Below are 16,587 nucleotides of genomic sequence, written 5' to 3'. Positions count from 1 at the left end.
AAAGGCTATTTCATTCTTAATAGCCTTTATTGATCAAGCGGCTGTTCTTGATTAGGTGCAGCGTTAACGATTTTAGTTGAAGATTCACGTTTGAACCAATAGAGACTGCCGTTTGGCGTTGACTTGCCGGTGATAGGGTCAATGATTCTTTCTTCGATATCATCATTTGGTTTGTACCAAGAGTCGGTGACATAGAGATTGGTTAGATCATACCAAATATCCTTTGCCACCACACGATCATCATAATTATCTAAGTTTGTATTATCATCAAAGCCAACCCAAGTGGCACACACCACTTTTTGATTGTAGCCGACCACTAAACTGTCATAGTCACTGGTTCCGCTCTTTCCGGCAAACACCTGAGCGCGTTTGTAATTTAATAGTGTAGGATTACTGTAAAGGATGCATTTATCATCAAAGGGTGCTGTTAATAACTGACTTAATACAAGACAAGTCGTTTTATCTAATAATTGGGTTGGTTTGCTGGAATGCTGATAAAGGACATTTCCCTGCTGATCTTCGATACGTTCAATACTGTAAGGTTTATCATATAATCCTTCCGAAGCAAACGCGGCATAGATTTGAGCGATATCATATACAGATCCGGTAAAGGTTCCCAACGCTAAAGAGGCATCGGGAGAAATATGCGTATAACCAAATTGTTTCAATTGATTGGTTAAGACATCTTCGCCTAAGAAAAGATGCGTTTTCATTGCATAAATATTATCGGATAATCCCACTGCACAGGCGAGTGTAATCTTATCGAATGCATAGAGATTGCCAAAATTCGTGGGTGCATATTCTTTACCGCTGGCGAGTTTAAATTTAGTGGGTTCACTGATAAAACTGGTCGTAGGATCAAATCCCTGTTTTAAGGCAATATAATAAAGAAGCGGTTTAATTGTGGAAGCTACTTGACGAGAAGCATCCGTGGCACGATTAAACTGTGAATCTTGATAATCTTTTCCACCGGTTAATGCCAAAATCTTAAAGGTGTAAGGTTCAATCGCAATCGCAGAACATTGAAGTTGTTCATTTGTCATGCGATTATTCACGCTGCTGCTCATTTCATTTTGTGCAGCGGCATCCATCGTTGTATAGATTTTCAACCCTTGATTGATATAGTCTTTTTCATAAAAACCCAATTCCTTTAATTCGTTAATGACAGTATCTTTATAATAGTAGAGGGTAGTGTCCATAAAGGGATTATTGTCTGTATTTAAAGGTGTCTCTTGTAGTATACTTTGATCATAGGTTGCCTGATCGATCTTTCCTTGTTTTAATAAAGCAGCTAAGACAACCTGCTGCCTGTCTTTTGCGTCTTGGGGTGAAATTAACGGAGAATAAATATTAGGTCCGTTGATTACTCCGGCAAGCATCGCACTTTCTAAAAGATTGAGTTCACTGGCAGATTTATTGAAATAAAACTTTGCGGCATTTTCTATCCCATAAACACCATGTCCAAAATAGATTGTATTGACATACCCTTCTAAGATCTGATCTTTAGAATAATGGGTTTCAATCTGCATCGCATAGATTGCTTCTTCGATTTTTCTTTTATATGTGACTTCATTTGTCAGAAAAAGATTACGTGCATACTGCTGGGTAATGGTACTGGCTCCTTGAGTTGTATCCGATGTTACATTATTCGTGATGGCACGGATAATACCGGTCAGATCAAAACCATGATGCTGATAAAAATTACGATCTTCGATCGCAATGATACTGTCGATAAATAATGGAGAAATCTCTTCTAAACTGACATAGCTGCCACTGTTTTCATGGTTAGCCTGATAAAAGATTTCCCCTTTATTGTCATACATTTCCAAATATGAGCTCTTTCCGATAGACGGTTTGCTTGATAAAAAAGCAATGATATAAGCACTGATTAATAAAGCGACAAGCGTAAGAATAATACAAATCATGATTTTCGTAAACTTTTTCATTTTATCACCTGCTTTTATTTTGGATAATTTCGTGTATAATATTCACTGGTGATAAAAATGTATAAGTTTGTTAGGATAAAATATAAAAGCATTATGGTCAATGGGGACGATAAGAACAGTGTTGAGATCAGTGCGAGCGGCACAATTCATGAACGAGACGGTCATACCAATATTTATTTTGAATCAAAAGAAAAAATCGTTTTTGAAATTGATGTTGAAAATGGCTGTTTAGATTTGAGGCAAGGGGAAAGCAAACTTCATTTGGAAATTAAAAAAAAGATTGAAAACAGCTATCAGACCCCTTATGGAATGCTGGGTCTGATCACACATTTAGATGTCTTGGAGTTAAATGAAGAACGCTTAAAAATAAAATATCGTTTATTTCAAGAAGAGGAATGCATTTCAAATATCTATATGCAGATCCACTGGCTGCCTGCTAGTTGATCTTTTTTATTGATAAATAGAAGAAAATTTATTTTTTCTTTGACTATGAGATCATTTTGTTTTATTATAGTGTATATTTGTGTGTATTTTGATAGGAGGTCAGATAATGGCTATTAATAAAATAGAAACAGCCCTTAAACAGTTATTGGCGGAGAGCGTCATTAAAAGTGGTTTATTAGATACAATCGAAGCAGATAATATCGTTATTGAAATTCCTAGAGACACGACTCATGGGGATTATTCTTCAAATATTGCGATGCAGCTTACGAAAAAATTGAAAAGAAACCCACGTGAAATTGCTCAAGCTATCGTGAATAGTTTGGAAACAAATAAAGATTTAATCACAAAAGTGGAGATTGCCGGTCCGGGCTTCATTAATTTATTTGTACATAAAGCATCGATGACATCAATCATTGGGGAAGTCATCAGCGAAGGCGATCAATATGGCCGTACGGATTTTGGAAAAGGCATTAAATACGATGTTGAATTCGTTTCTGCCAATCCTACCGGAGATCTTCATTTAGGGCATGCAAAAGGAGCGGCTGTAGGAGACAGTATCTGTCGTATCTTAGATGCGGCTGGGTATGAAGTTACAAGAGAGTATTATATCAACGATGCCGGAAATCAGATTAATAATTTAGCGGCTTCATTATTTGCTCGTTACTTACAGGCATTTGGTAAAGAAGTAGACTTGCCGGAAGATGGGTATCATGGTAAAGATATCATTGATATCGCCGAAAAAATGAAAGAAGAATTCGGGGACCGTTTTGTAAATAGTGATTATGAAGAGGTGCGTCAGCAATTCAGAGATATCGGCGTAAAATACGAATTGCAGAAAATCAAGGATATTTTACAGGAATTCAGAGTATCTTATGATGTATGGTATCCGGAAACACGTCTTTATGAAGAAGAACGCATTCAGCCGGCATTGGATAAATTGAATGAAAAAGGATATACCTATAAAGAAGAAGGCGCTTTATGGCTAAGATCCACAGCTTTTGGTGATGATAAAGATCGTGTCTTAATTAAAAGTGATGGAAGCTATACGTATTTGACACCGGACATCGCCTATCATTTAGATAAGTTTAATCGCGGATACGATTATTTAGTCGATTTATTAGGTGCAGATCATCATGGCTATATTGCTCGTATGAAAGCTGCTGTCCAAGCCTTAGGCTATAATGCCGATCAGTTAGAAATCGACATTATCCAAATGGTCAGAATGATCCAAGACGGGCAGGAAGTCAAGATGTCAAAACGTACAGGGAATGCTGTTACGATTCGTGATTTGGTTGAAGAAATCGGGGTAGACGCTACACGTTATTTCTTCGTGTGCAAAGCAGCCAGCAGCCGATTCGATTTTGATTTGGATCTGGCCAAGAGTCAGTCAAATGATAATCCGGTTTTCTATGCGCAGTATGCACATGCCAGAATGTGTTCAATCATGGCACAAGCTAAGAAACTTCATATTGACAAGGCGTCGCAATATGATTTAATAGTAGAAGAAAAAGAAATTGAATTAGTGAAACATATTAATGAATTCAGAAATGAAATCATTGACAGTGCAAAAAATCGTACACCGCATAAAATCGCGAACTATATTCAGAAACTAGCACAGCTTTTCCATAGCTTCTATGGAGAATGCAAAGTATTGGACAGCGAAAATAAAGCGTTAAGTGCTCAGCGCTTAGCGTTAGTGGAAGCGACGAAAATCACTTTAAAGAATGCTTTGAATTTAATTGGTGTTGAAGCACCTGACAAAATGTAAGGAGATAAGGTTATGCAAGAAATGAGTCAAAATTCGATGTTAGACATTGCTTATGATTTAATGTCTAAAAAGAAGAAACCGGTAGATTTTTATAAACTTTACGAAGAAGTAAGTGAAATCAAAGGATTTAACAGTGAGGATGCGAGTGAACATCAATCATTATTTTATACCAACATCTCATTGGATGGACGTTTCATCACCGTGGGTGAAAATCAATGGGATTTAAGAAGCCGACATAAATTTGAAAGTGTTCATATTGATATGAATGATATCTATAATGATGATGAAGCTGAAGAAGCAGACGCTATTGAAGAAACAGAAGAAGATAGTGAAGAAGAAGCAACTTCAGAAGAAGACGAATATTAATAATCAGACAGAGAATACAATGTTCTCTGTTTTTTTATGCAGTAGATACTATGTGTTAAGTTTCTCGTAATAAAAAAGTGCCTCAAAGAAGCACTATTTGGATTGGGTAGCCAGTTCACTTAGGAATAATTCAATAAAGATAAAGAAAATAGCCTGATCGTCCAAGAAAGCATCATAAGAAGAACGGGAAATATAAGGCAGATAAATGATCTCTTTTGCATAAGGCAGCAGCGGGCAGTGTGGGTTCATCGTAAAAATAATCACATCACAGTCTTTTTCTTTACAGCTGGCAGCTATTTGCTCATAGACATGTGAGAGTCCTGTAATCGTAAAAATAATGCATAGATCGCCTTTGGTTAGGATATCTTCTTGATTAACCATCAGTGCACTGTCAATAATGGCTTCACAGTCAAAACCTAATTGAGCCACACGATAGCGAAACTGTTGGGCGGAAAGACCGCTGCGGTTATTTCCCATGACCTTCACTCGTCTTGCTTTTTTAAATAGTTGAACAATTTTTTTTAACTGATCTGCCTGAACATGTCCGCTTAATGCTAGGATATGCTTTGAATATTCACCGGCAATCTTAGTGATCGGATCGGGCTTGTCAGTTTCATAATCTTTTTCCATGGATATGATATAACGAGATAATTCAAATTTGAATTCAGAAAATCCCTGATAGCCCATTTTTTTGCATAGACGCATGATTGCTGATTTAGATGTATCTGTGCACGTTGCTAAACTATCGATTGTGTTGCGAATGATCGCATTAGGATTTTTCATAATATAATCATAAACGAGACGTTCAGATTTCGTGAACGAGTCTTTATGTAAGTTTAATTTATCAATCGGATTCATGTTTATCCCTCCGTCCCCATTATAGCATGATTGAAAGTAAAATCTATTATTTTGGAACTTTTTCCATTTTGTTGATAAAAATACCATTTTAAATTGAAATAAGTTCCAAAACATGGTATAAAGAGTATAAGAACATTGTATTAAAAAAACATTTAAGGATATCTGAACAAGAAAAGAGGAGGGGAAATATGGCAAAAAAACCAAATATTTTATTTTTTGTGGCAGATCAGATGCGAGCAGACTCACTGCATCATTTAGGAAATGCGGCCTCTGTGACGCCGAATATCGATAATATTTTAAATGATGGGGTATCTTTTGAAAACGCATATTGTCAAAATCCGGTATGTGTGCCATCACGCTGCAGCTTTTTAACGGGGTTATATCCTCATACAACCGGGCATCGTACGATGCATTTCTTACAGAGAGAGAATGAGCCTAATATTTTAAAAGAAATGAAAAACAACGGCTATGAAGTAATCTGGATTGGTGGGAATGATATTGTTCCCAGAGATAAATTAAAAACAGCTTATTGTGATGCCTATTATGAGGGGATTGATTTTACGGATACACGTGATTTCACCGGTGGTAAGCTATTTGGCGGACTTGCAGATAATCAGCCTGTGGTTACAGAGGAGATGATGAATGACGGCAGTCTCTATTCTTTCTACATTGGTAAATTAGAAAAACATGATCTTTGCAGTCAAATGGATTGGAATCGTGTGAAAATCGCGATCGATTATATTGAAAGAAAAAGTAAGGAAAAAGACACCAAACCGTTTTTTCTCTATTGCTCTCTCTTTTTCCCACATCCGCCATATGCCTGCGAAGATCCATGGTACAGTATGATCGATCGAAGCAAAGTACCGCCACGCCGACCTAATATCCAAACACTAAAAGATAAAGCCAGCATGCTTTATGGAATTAACGAAAAACAACATTTAGATAACTGGAGTGAAGATCGTTTTACAGAGTTAAGAGCGACTTATTTGGCAATGGTATCCCGCTTTGACCATCAGTTTGGAATGATTGTCGACAAACTAAAAGAAACGAATCAGTATGAGGATACCAGTATCTTTGTATACAGTGATCATGGAGACTATACAGGAGACTATTCTATTTGTGAAAAGGTACAGAACTGTTTTGAAAATCCGGTTTCTAATATACCGTTAGTCGTAAAACCGGCTAAACAGTTTGAAGTGAAACCAAGAATTTCCAAAGCGTTAGTTGAATTGGTAGATTTACCGGCAACAATCGCAAAAATGGGAGGCTTTGAATTAAGCTATACACAGTTTGGTAAACCGCTGTTGGAAACATTGGCAGGGAATGAAACGCATAAGGATGCAGTCTTCTGTGAAGGCGGACGTATTCATGGGGAAGAACAATGTATGGAAAAAGGACATGGACCGGAATCACCGTATTATCCACGTTTGGCGACACAAGGATCAGAAGGACCAGAACATACAAAAGCAACGATGATGCGAATGGGGAATATCAAATATACAATGCGTTTATATGAAAAAGATGAGTTATATGATTTAGATAAAGACCCAATGGAGTTAAAGAACCTGATTGATGAACCGGAATATCAGGAAACAGTATGGAAAATGAAAGAACGATTATTACAGTATTTCATGGAAACCGGAGATTTTGTTCCGATGGGAAGAGACAGGCGGTGATTCAAATAAAAAGACAGAATTAAAATAGAGGATATCTTTTTCTAATCTCATGCCATCGATTGTGGCAAAAGGGTGTATAGAGAAAGGAAATCCCAAAAGGTATAGTTAAATTAGATAGGGAGGAATGAAAAATCATGGCAAAAAAACCAAATATTTTATTTTTTGTGGCAGATCAGATGCGAGCAGACTCACTGCATCATTTAGGAAATGCGGCCTCTGTGACGCCGAATATCGATAATATTTTAAATGATGGGGTATCTTTTGAAAACGCATATTGTCAAAATCCGGTATGTGTACCATCACGCTGCAGCTTTTTAACGGGGTTATATCCTCATACAACCGGACATCGTACGATGCATTTCTTACAGAGAGAAAATGAGCCTAATATTTTAAAAGAAATGAAAAACAACGGCTATGAAGTAATCTGGATTGGGCGCAACGACGTTATTCCGGGCGATAAGTTAAAAACGGCTTATTGTGATGAATATTATGACGGCATTCACTTCACCAATACACGTGATGTGGTTAACGATAAGCCTTTTGGCGGGCATGGAGACAATCAGCCAAAGATTACTGAAGAAATGATAAATGACGGCAGTCTTTATTCTTTCTACATTGGTAAATTAGAAAATGGCAGTGCTTATGGCAGTATGGACTGGAACTGTGTAAAGAGTGCAATTGATTATATTGAAAGAAAAAGTAAAGAAAAAGACGCTAAACCATTCTTTGTATACTGTACAATTTCTTTCCCACATCCGCCATATGCCTGCGAAGATCCATGGTACAGTATGATCGATCGAAGCAAAGTACCGCCACGCCGACCTAATATCCAAACACTAAAAGATAAAGCCAGCATGCTTTATGGAATTAACGAAAAACAACATTTAGATAACTGGAGTGAAGATCGTTTTACAGAGTTAAGAGCGACTTATTTGGCAATGGTATCCCGCTTTGACCATCAGTTTGGAATGATTGTCGACAAACTAAAAGAAACGAATCAGTATGAGGATACCAGTATCTTTGTATACAGTGATCATGGAGACTATACAGGAGACTATTCTATTTGTGAAAAGGTACAGAACTGTTTTGAAAATCCGGTTTCTAATATACCGTTAGTCGTAAAACCGGCTAAACAGTTTGAAGTGAAACCAAGAATTTCCAAAGCGTTAGTTGAATTGGTAGATTTACCGGCAACAATCGCAAAAATGGGAGGCTTTGAATTAAGCTATACACAGTTTGGTAAACCGCTGTTGGAAACATTGGCAGGGAATGAAACGCATAAGGATGCAGTCTTCTGTGAAGGCGGACGTATTCATGGGGAAGAACAATGTATGGAAAAAGGACATGGACCGGAATCACCGTATTATCCACGTTTGGCGACACAAGGATCAGAAGGACCAGAACATACAAAAGCAACGATGATGCGAATGGGGAATATCAAATATACAATGCGTTTATATGAAAAAGATGAGTTATATGATTTAGATAAAGACCCAATGGAGTTAAAGAACCTGATTGATGAACCGGAATATCAGGAAACAGTATGGAAAATGAAAGAACGATTATTACAGTATTTCATGGAAACCGGAGATTTTGTTCCGATGGGAAGAGACAAACGATAAGCGAACTTATGTTCGCTTTTCTCTCGCTCAAATATTGTTGAAACGTTTCAAAAAAGTGTTGACAGCGCTTACCTACATGCTATAATGGGGTTGTGAAACGTTTCAACATATATCATTGGGAGGAAAATACAATGAGTTCAAGCAAAATGGATCTTTTTCAAGAGAAGATTCAAGAAGTCTTTTTACCTATTGCAGACAAATTAAATTCACAACGTCATTTGGCAGCTTTAAAAAATGGGATGACCTGTACGATTCCATTAACAATTATTGGTGGTTTCTTTATGTTACTGGCACAGCCGCCAGTAAATCCGGCTACGTTACAGCCAACTAATTTTTTCTTTAAATTTTTACTGGACTGGAAAGCGTGGTCTACGACTTATGCTCAAGTATTGAGTGTTCCTTATAACTTAACGATTGGCTTATTAGCTGTTTACATTACGTTTTCCATTGCCTATCAATTAGGGAAGCAATATAAGTTAAATGGAATTTCATGCGGGGTATCTGCTTTATTTTTATTCTTAATGACATCAGCCGAACCATTTACGAGTGCCGATAATGGGTTGATCATGTCAATGAAGAACCTAGGCGGAGAAGGGATGTTTTATGGGATTATCGTCGCATTTGTCTCTGTTGAAGTCTTTAAATGGATGAGCGATCGTAATATTAAGTTAAAGATGCCTGCTCAAGTACCGCCTAATGTTGCGGCGCCGTTTGAAGCCTTGTTTCCTTTAGTCTTTTTAACGACTCTATTCTTTATTGGGAATATTGTATGTATCAATATTACCGGAAATAATCTTTGCCGTTTGATTTTTACTTTATTATATCCGTTGATGAGAGCATCAAGTTCATTGCCATCTGTCATGCTGTGCAGTATTTTACTTAGCTTATTTTGGTTTATGGGGATTCATGGAAACAATATCGTGGGTTCTGTTTTAACACCGATTACAACTGCGAATATCGCCTTAAATGCATCTGCAATCATGAATGGAAGCGGACCAACTACACCGCTTGCAGGTTCATTTATGACTATCTTTGGAAATTGGATGTCTTATCCGGCAATGATGGTTTGCTTCTTCTTAGTTGCACGTTCCGCTCAGTTAAAATCCTTGCGTAAGATTGCCTTGGTACCGGATATCTTTAATATTAATGAACCTTTAACGTTTGGGATTCCGGTAGTGATGAATATCCTGATTGCCTTGCCTTTACTGCTTTGTAATTTGGTGATGTGTTCAATTGCTTATTTAATAATGGATGCTGGATTGATCGGTTCTATCTACATAACAGTACCTTGGACAACTCCGGGCGTTATCAACCTGTTCTTATCGACGATGGACTTTAGAGCGGTCATTATGTGGGTGATCATGTTCATTGTGGATATCTTGATTTTATTACCATTTGTCAAAGCTTATGATAAACAAATGCTGATGCAGGAGAACGCTTCAAGCAATTAATTGAGACGTTTCAATAAATTTGCCATCCCTCTTTAAACATGTTAGAATTTAACTGAAATGAAGTGGATGGAGTGATGATTATGGCAACAATCAAAGATATCGCAAGAGAGCTGAACATAGGGGTGTCAACGGTCTCAATGGCACTGAATGGGAACCCTCGAATTAATGAGGAAACAAGACAGAAAGTGTTGGCAAAAGCAAAGGAATTAAACTATGTCAAGAATGGTATTGCAGTCGATTTACAACGTAAGTCAACGAATCTGATTTTACTGGTTGTCGATGATGCATCACGTCCGTTCTTTTCTAGGACGATTAACGCAGTACAGCGCAAGGTCAGTGAATACGGTTATGATTTGTTGATCGCAACTACGTTTAACGGTCACATTGAAACTGCCAAGCGTTATATTTCGGAACGAAGAGCAGACGGCGTGATTGTTTTTACGAATCGTATTGAAGATGAAGATGTACTGCGCTATGCTTGTAAAGATATGCCAATCTTTGTGGTTGGACGTTATCTGACCGGGGAGCATGTTTATTCCGAGCCGCTGTCAAGTGTTACGCAGGGAGAAGAGGTTGTCGAGTATCTTTATAATAAAGGTTATCGCAGAATTGCTTTTGTGAAAGCATTGCCGCATACACTGGGGACGATTCGTCGCTTTAAAGCATACTTGAAGGCATTGAAAACGTTCAATTTGGATTATAATGAAGAGATTGTATTTAATGCCAATGGAAGCGAGTATGAAGATGGATATCGAGTGACCAAAGAGATTATTAAGAAAATAGATCAGATCGATGCGATCTTCTATTCTAATGACGATATTGCCATTCCGGGTGTGAAATGCCTGCTCGATCATGGAATTTCGGTGCCGGAAAGAGTATCCGTTGTGGGGTATAATGATCTCCCTTATTCCAAACTTGTTACACCTGCTTTGACGACCGTTACGACATGTCAGGCAACCACCAGCTATGCTGTCGATATTTTGATTGCAGCCATCAAAAATGAGGATGTTCAACCGATCATTGATCAATATGTTCAGGAATTAGATGAACGAAAAGAACGTTTGATCATTCGTGAAACTTAATAAGGAGGCTGTATTTTGAAAGCAGTTATGTTGATGTTTGATTCATTGCGAAAGGACTTGCTGAGTGCTTATGGCAATGAAGAAACAATTACACCTAATTTTCAAAGATTAAAAGAAAAAACTGTTGCATTTGAACATTTCTATGTCGGCAGCATGCCTTGTATGCCGGCAAGACGTGAACTGCATACAGGTCGTTATAATTTTTTGCATCGCAGCTGGGGACCTTTGGAATCATGGGAAAACTCAGCTGTTGAGATGATGAAGAAACATGGAATTTATACGCATTTGGTGACTGACCATAAACATTACTGGCGTGATGGTGGTGCAACCTATCATCCCCGTTACAGCAGTTATGAGTTTATTCGTGGGCAAGAGGGGGATAACTGGAAAGGTGTCGTTGATAAGCCCCATGTTGACTTGAAGTTAAATGAAGCGCCTTTGTCAAAAAAATTCAAATCAAAAAGCCGTGATCAGGATTTTGTCAACCGCAGCTATATGACAGATGAATCGATGCATCCGTTGTGTCGTACTGTACAAGCGGGACTTGAATTTATCGATACGAATCATCAGAGCGATCAATGGTATTTACAGATTGAATGCTTTGATCCTCATGAACCCTTTTTCGTACCCGAAAAATATTTGAAGATGTACGGTTTAGAAGAGGGATTCCACGGGTGGCCGTCTTATTACTATAATAATCAAGATGGGCGCACCAATGCATTATTAAAAGGCTATTATAAGGCGTTAGTCAGCATGTGTGATGCCTATGTAGGAAAAGTGTTGGATGCCTTTGATCGCTATAATCTATGGGAAGACACTATGCTGATTGTGAACACCGATCATGGTTTCTTGTTAGGGGAACATGACTGGTGGGGGAAGAATATCATGCCAATCTATAATGAAATCGCTAATATTCCTTTCTTTATCTATGATCCGCGATTAAAGATTCAAAACGAGCAGCGTCAATCTATCGCTCAAAACATTGACGTACCTGCAACTTTGTTGGATTACTTTGGTTTGGATAAACCACAGGAGATGATGGGACAATCTCTAAAAGGAATCATAGAAAAAGATGAACCGAATCGCCCTTATGCCCTGTATGGTTACTTTGGTTCAAATATCAATATTACCGATGGACATTATACGTATATGCATGCCCCGGTTGCAGATGAAAAAAATCACATCTTTGAATATACGATCATGCCAACCCATATCAATTCTTTATTTTCAGCTACAGAGCTTCAAGAAATGACATTAGCGAAGCCATTTAGTTTTACTAAAGGGGTGCCATTACTTAAAATCCCAGCTCAAGGATTTGGCGGAAGCAATTATCGCCGCTTTAAAAATCGCTTATATAATATTGATGTCGATCCTAAGCAAACAAGAAAAATTGAAGATAAAGAGGTTCAATGCCAACTGCTTCAAGCCATCAAACAGATGATGGAAGAAAATGATGCACCAAAGGAATTGTACAGCTTTTACGGACTTGATCATGAAATTAATTCTAAGTATCTCGAATTATTAGATCGACAGGTCATTGAAAGTGAAGAAGAGTGGATAGAGGGTATCCATTTTGCAACAGAAGAATTAAAAGAAGGCTATTTAGCCTTTGTAAAAAATATGTCAGATGCTTCTTTTATTTCGGATTGTTTTAAAAAGCAGGATTTGATTGATGAAACAACGTTTTACCAACTTATTGAAAAAACAGTCGGTAAAGAGAAGATTAATGATGTGATGTATCAATTAAACTTGAATATGAGATTAGACTAGCGGGGACATCGTTCCCTCTTAGTCTAAACAGGGTGTCTAATTCGCTAAGCTGTTTATATGATGATATGTTTTTAATAAGATAGGAGTACATATATGGAATATTATAGTTATCTAATCAAACCGGCTTCATCTTTATGTAATTTGAAATGTAAATATTGTTTTTACCATGATGTCAGTGAGCATCGAGAAGTTATATCTAATGGTGTCATGAATGATGAAACACTCTATACACTGATTGATCGTGCTTTAACAGTCGAAAATGAAGCGACCATTACCTTTGCCTTTCAAGGGGGAGAACCGACGGTAGCGGGGATAGAGTATTTTGTGAAATTCACGGACTATGTTACTTTACATAAAAAAGCTAATCAGACCATTCAATACGCTATTCAGACTAACGGTGTATCTTTAGAAGAAGAATGGTGTCAATTATTTAAAAAATATCATTTTTTAGTTGGCGTATCTTTAGATGGATACCGTGAAAATCATGATTATTTTCGTTTAACGAATGCGAATAAGCCCACCTTTAAGACGATTATGGCAGGTATTGAGCGTTTGAAAAAATATCAGATTGACTATAATATTTTAACGGTTTTATCTCAGCCTTTAGCGAAACATCCGGAAAAGCTTTATCGTTTTTTTAAGGAACAGAAGTTTAAATATGTTCAGCTGATTCCCTGTCTGCCGGGATTGGATAATGAAGAGGACCCATTTAAGCTGACACCGCAGTTATTCGCTAAATTTTATAAGATTTTTTATCGTTTATGGGAAGCCGATTATCTAAAAGGGGATTATATGTCGGTTACTCTTTTTGATAATCTGATCTTGATGTTTAAAGGGATTCCACCGCAGCAATGCGGTATGTTGGGACAATGTCTGCCTCAATATGTCATTGAATCCAATGGTCATGTGTATCCTTGCGATTTTTATGTATTGGATGAATATGATACCGGTAATATTAAAGATTCCAGCTTTGCTGAGATTCGCCAGAGCGAAGCAATGAAAGCGTTCTTGACCCAGCCGCACCCGCAATGTGATCGCTGTCAAGAGTGTAAATTCAAAAATATCTGTCATGGCAACTGCAAACGATTAAGCATTACTTACTTTGATCAGCATTATTGCGGATATCAGGACTTTTTAGAAGAGCATTATCAAAGTATGGCAAAAATAGCTCAGCAATTAAAATAACTGCGTCATTTGGCGCAGTTTTCTTTATTGCTCGATAATCTCGTCGACAATCCCATAATCAAGTGCCTCTTTGGCAGTCATGAAATGGTCCCGGTCGGTATCGATTTCAATCTGTTTTAAAGGAATTGATGTTTGTTTAGCCAGTAATTCATTCAAATGGTGCTTTTGTCTTAGAATTCGTTTGGCAGTGATCTCGATGTCACTGGCTTGTCCGTTAAATCCGCCCAATGGTTGATGAATCATAATTTCACTGTTAGGCAGAGCATGACGTTTTCCCGGTGTACCTGAAGACAATAAAAAAGCAGCCATACTGGCACACATCCCTACCGCAATGGTGGAAACGTCACATTTTACTAAATTCATTGTATCATAGATAGCAAAACCGGAACTGATTGAACCTCCCGGCGAATTGATGTACATATAAATAGGTTGTGTCGAACTTTTAGAATCTAAATAAAGCAGTTGAGCAACGATGCTGCTGGCTAGCTGATCATTGATTTCTCCTGTTAAGATGATGATTCTTTCTTCTAGTAATCTTGAAAAAATATCGTAAGCATGTTCCGATCTTTCTGTTTTCTCAATAACAGTTGGAATGATTTGCATGTATTCGTACCTCCATGTTTAAATTATAGTTCTAAATAAAAAAATTATTCATGCTAAAAAGTTAACAATTTCACATGTAAGTGGTTTCATGTGTTGATTTTATTTGAATGGTGGCTTATAATATGTATATACAAATATAAGGAGGAATTTTTTAATGGCAGTAAAAGTTGCAATTAATGGTTTTGGACGTATCGGACGTCTAGCATTCAGACAAATGTTTGGAGCAGAAGGTTACGAAGTAGTAGCTATCAACGATTTAACTAATCCTAAAATGTTAGCTCATTTATTAAAATATGATTCAGCACAAGGTAGATACGAAAAAGGTGACACAGTTGTTGCTGGTGAAGATTCAATCACTGTAGATGGAAAAACAATTAAAATCTATGCAGAAGCTGATGCTTCAAAATTACCTTGGGGAGAATTAGGAGTAGACGTAGTATTAGAATGTACTGGTTTCTACGTATCTAAAGCTAAATCTCAAGCACATATCGATGCAGGTGCTAAAAAAGTTGTTATCTCAGCTCCAGCTGGAAACGATTTACCAACAGTTGTATTTGGTGTAAACGAAAACATCTTAACTGCTGATGATACAATCATCTCTGCAGCTTCTTGTACAACTAACTGTTTAGCTCCTATGGCTAACGCTTTAAACAATTTAGCAAAAATCAAATCAGGTATCATGTTAACAGTTCATGCTTACACTGGTGACCAAATGGTATTAGACGGACCTCATAGAAAAGGTGATTTAAGAAGAGCTCGTGCAGCTGCTGTAAACATCGTACCTAACTCAACTGGTGCCGCTAAAGCAATCGGATTAGTAATCCCTGAATTAAACGGAAAATTAATCGGTTCAGCTCAACGTGTACCTGTACCTACAGGATCTACTACTATCTTAACTGCAGTAGTTGAAGGAACAGTAACTGTTGAAGAAATCAATGCCGCTATGAAAGCAGCATCTAACCCTTCATTCGGTTATACTGAAGAACAATTAGTATCTTCTGACATTATCGGAATCAACTACGGTTCATTATTCGATGCTACTCAAACTATGGTTAAAGACTGCGAAAACGGAACTACTGAAGTTCAAGTTGTTGCATGGTATGATAATGAAAATTCATACACTTCTAACATGGTTAGAACAATCAAATATTTCTCTGAATTAAGTAAATAATTGCAGACAAGCTAAAAGGATGAGTCATCTCATCCTTTTTCCTTTCTCTGAAACTTTCCGTTAAAAAAATCCAAAGTTATCTCTGTCATTTCTTGGGGAGATTCTTTTTTTGTATTCAGCCATTTATTGATAATACCAATAAAGCCATATGTAATATAATGAATCATCAATGCTTCATTTTCATAATCTTGAAAAATCTGTTTGCTTTCTAAAATAAAACAGAAATGATCAATGATCGCTCGGCGTAGGGCTGAACGTGATAGGATAGCCTGCATAAAATACTGCTTTTCTTCAAAATAGGTAAATAAAGCAAAGATCATCTCACGATTTTGAATCATCGGAATCTTTGGGTGATGGTAGGTATTTATGATTTGAGCGACTTCTTGGGCAACCGTATCTTGAAGCTGATCTAAGAAGTCATTGAGATCTTGATAATAGAGATAAAAGGTACTGCGATTAATATCGGCTTTTTCACATAGTTCCTTTACGGTCATATGATAGCTTTCATGTTGTTTGACTAGGGCACCAAAAGCATTGATTAGTGCCTGTTTTGTTTTTTGGATACGGCGGTCTTCTTTCATATTTTTCATCCTTTTCGACATATCGGTTAAATCTGTTGATTATCCGACAGATTCTTATGGTTTT

The 16,587-nt window shown here is 37.3% G+C and carries 14 protein-coding genes; 10 read left to right on the top strand and 4 right to left on the bottom strand.

The genetic code is table 11. The annotated features are described in order from the left end of the window. Nucleotides 1-26: 26 nt before the first annotated feature. Nucleotides 27-1,946: a transglycosylase domain-containing protein gene (locus tag BN1225_RS11625; protein WP_052466608.1), complete on the bottom strand. Its 1,920-nt coding sequence runs from the start codon at nucleotides 1,944-1,946 to the stop codon at nucleotides 27-29. Nucleotides 1,947-2,003: 57 nt separating this feature from the next. Between BN1225_RS11625 and BN1225_RS11620 the strand changes: the two genes are divergently transcribed. From BN1225_RS11620 to rpoE, 3 genes are all read left to right on the top strand, one after another. Further along, on the top strand, nucleotides 2,004-2,390 hold the full coding sequence (locus tag BN1225_RS11620) for a YwiB family protein (protein WP_041139984.1): 387 nt from the start codon (nucleotides 2,004-2,006) through the stop codon (nucleotides 2,388-2,390). 106 nt (nucleotides 2,391-2,496) lie between these two features. After that, complete coding sequence (argS, locus tag BN1225_RS11615; protein WP_041139983.1) at nucleotides 2,497-4,158, top strand: arginine--tRNA ligase; 1,662 nt, start codon at nucleotides 2,497-2,499, stop codon at nucleotides 4,156-4,158. Between the two features lie 12 nt (nucleotides 4,159-4,170). Then, nucleotides 4,171-4,524, top strand: a complete 354-nt coding sequence (gene rpoE, locus BN1225_RS11610) for a DNA-directed RNA polymerase subunit delta (RefSeq protein ID WP_041139982.1) — start codon at nucleotides 4,171-4,173, stop codon at nucleotides 4,522-4,524. A gap of 93 nt (nucleotides 4,525-4,617) precedes the next feature. On the opposite strand, the gene BN1225_RS11605 is transcribed toward rpoE, so the two are convergent. Then, nucleotides 4,618-5,382 (bottom strand): MurR/RpiR family transcriptional regulator, encoded by a 765-nt coding sequence (locus BN1225_RS11605; RefSeq protein ID WP_041139981.1) that lies wholly within the window; start codon nucleotides 5,380-5,382, stop codon nucleotides 4,618-4,620. 188 nt (nucleotides 5,383-5,570) lie between these two features. Between BN1225_RS11605 and BN1225_RS11600 the strand changes: the two genes are divergently transcribed. From BN1225_RS11600 to BN1225_RS11575, 6 genes are all read left to right on the top strand, one after another. Beyond that, nucleotides 5,571-7,058 carry a sulfatase family protein gene (locus BN1225_RS11600; protein WP_041139980.1) on the top strand — a complete coding sequence of 496 codons (1,488 nt, stop codon included), beginning with the start codon at nucleotides 5,571-5,573 and terminating at the stop codon, nucleotides 7,056-7,058. Between the two features lie 134 nt (nucleotides 7,059-7,192). After that, the gene (locus BN1225_RS11595) at nucleotides 7,193-8,680 is read left to right on the top strand and encodes a sulfatase family protein (protein ID WP_041139979.1); all 1,488 of its coding nucleotides are present in this window, start codon (nucleotides 7,193-7,195) and stop codon (nucleotides 8,678-8,680) included. A 131-nt stretch (nucleotides 8,681-8,811) separates the two neighbouring features. Next, complete coding sequence (locus tag BN1225_RS11590) at nucleotides 8,812-10,131, top strand: PTS sugar transporter subunit IIC (RefSeq protein WP_197066564.1); 1,320 nt, start codon at nucleotides 8,812-8,814, stop codon at nucleotides 10,129-10,131. A gap of 80 nt (nucleotides 10,132-10,211) precedes the next feature. Next, a complete protein-coding gene (locus BN1225_RS11585) occupies nucleotides 10,212-11,213 on the top strand; it encodes a LacI family DNA-binding transcriptional regulator (protein WP_041140404.1) in 1,002 nt (333 codons plus the stop codon). 15 nt (nucleotides 11,214-11,228) lie between these two features. Further along, nucleotides 11,229-12,983 carry a sulfatase gene (locus BN1225_RS11580; RefSeq protein ID WP_041139978.1) on the top strand — a complete coding sequence of 585 codons (1,755 nt, stop codon included), beginning with the start codon at nucleotides 11,229-11,231 and terminating at the stop codon, nucleotides 12,981-12,983. Between the two features lie 93 nt (nucleotides 12,984-13,076). After that, complete coding sequence (locus BN1225_RS11575; protein ID WP_041139977.1) at nucleotides 13,077-14,168, top strand: radical SAM/SPASM domain-containing protein; 1,092 nt, start codon at nucleotides 13,077-13,079, stop codon at nucleotides 14,166-14,168. A gap of 24 nt (nucleotides 14,169-14,192) precedes the next feature. On the opposite strand, the gene BN1225_RS11570 is transcribed toward BN1225_RS11575, so the two are convergent. Then, a complete protein-coding gene (locus BN1225_RS11570) occupies nucleotides 14,193-14,771 on the bottom strand; it encodes an ATP-dependent Clp protease proteolytic subunit (RefSeq protein ID WP_041139976.1) in 579 nt (192 codons plus the stop codon). Between the two features lie 154 nt (nucleotides 14,772-14,925). Between BN1225_RS11570 and gap the strand changes: the two genes are divergently transcribed. Beyond that, on the top strand, nucleotides 14,926-15,942 hold the full coding sequence (gap, locus tag BN1225_RS11565) for a type I glyceraldehyde-3-phosphate dehydrogenase (RefSeq protein ID WP_041139975.1): 1,017 nt from the start codon (nucleotides 14,926-14,928) through the stop codon (nucleotides 15,940-15,942). Nucleotides 15,943-15,971: 29 nt separating this feature from the next. On the opposite strand, the gene BN1225_RS14165 is transcribed toward gap, so the two are convergent. Then, nucleotides 15,972-16,532: a TetR-like C-terminal domain-containing protein gene (locus BN1225_RS14165; protein WP_187117559.1), complete on the bottom strand. Its 561-nt coding sequence runs from the start codon at nucleotides 16,530-16,532 to the stop codon at nucleotides 15,972-15,974. Between the last annotated feature and the right edge of the window lie 55 nt (nucleotides 16,533-16,587).

Source organism: Beduini massiliensis (genome assembly GCF_000829905.1).
In the GTDB taxonomy this organism is placed as follows: Bacteria; Bacillota_I; Bacilli_A; order Erysipelotrichales; family Coprobacillaceae; genus Beduini; species Beduini massiliensis.
This window is presented reverse-complemented; position numbering and strand designations above follow the sequence as displayed.

What these genes read in the sequence shown, in the direction of transcription:
- rpoE (WP_041139982.1), top strand. Translation starts at nt 4,171, where the DNA reads ATGCAAGAAATGAGTCAAAATTCGATGTTAGACATTGCTTATGATTTA.
- BN1225_RS11605 (WP_041139981.1), bottom strand. Translation starts at nt 5,382, where the DNA reads ATGAATCCGATTGATAAATTAAACTTACATAAAGACTCGTTCACGAAA.
- BN1225_RS11585 (WP_041140404.1), top strand. Translation starts at nt 10,212, where the DNA reads ATGGCAACAATCAAAGATATCGCAAGAGAGCTGAACATAGGGGTGTCA.
- BN1225_RS11575 (WP_041139977.1), top strand. Translation starts at nt 13,077, where the DNA reads ATGGAATATTATAGTTATCTAATCAAACCGGCTTCATCTTTATGTAAT.
- gap (WP_041139975.1), top strand. Translation starts at nt 14,926, where the DNA reads ATGGCAGTAAAAGTTGCAATTAATGGTTTTGGACGTATCGGACGTCTA.
- BN1225_RS11570 (WP_041139976.1), bottom strand. Translation starts at nt 14,771, where the DNA reads ATGCAAATCATTCCAACTGTTATTGAGAAAACAGAAAGATCGGAACAT.
- BN1225_RS11590 (WP_197066564.1), top strand. Translation starts at nt 8,812, where the DNA reads ATGAGTTCAAGCAAAATGGATCTTTTTCAAGAGAAGATTCAAGAAGTC.
- BN1225_RS14165 (WP_187117559.1), bottom strand. Translation starts at nt 16,532, where the DNA reads ATGAAAAATATGAAAGAAGACCGCCGTATCCAAAAAACAAAACAGGCA.
- BN1225_RS11625 (WP_052466608.1), bottom strand. Translation starts at nt 1,946, where the DNA reads ATGAAAAAGTTTACGAAAATCATGATTTGTATTATTCTTACGCTTGTC.
- BN1225_RS11595 (WP_041139979.1), top strand. Translation starts at nt 7,193, where the DNA reads ATGGCAAAAAAACCAAATATTTTATTTTTTGTGGCAGATCAGATGCGA.
- BN1225_RS11620 (WP_041139984.1), top strand. Translation starts at nt 2,004, where the DNA reads ATGTATAAGTTTGTTAGGATAAAATATAAAAGCATTATGGTCAATGGG.
- BN1225_RS11600 (WP_041139980.1), top strand. Translation starts at nt 5,571, where the DNA reads ATGGCAAAAAAACCAAATATTTTATTTTTTGTGGCAGATCAGATGCGA.
- argS (WP_041139983.1), top strand. Translation starts at nt 2,497, where the DNA reads ATGGCTATTAATAAAATAGAAACAGCCCTTAAACAGTTATTGGCGGAG.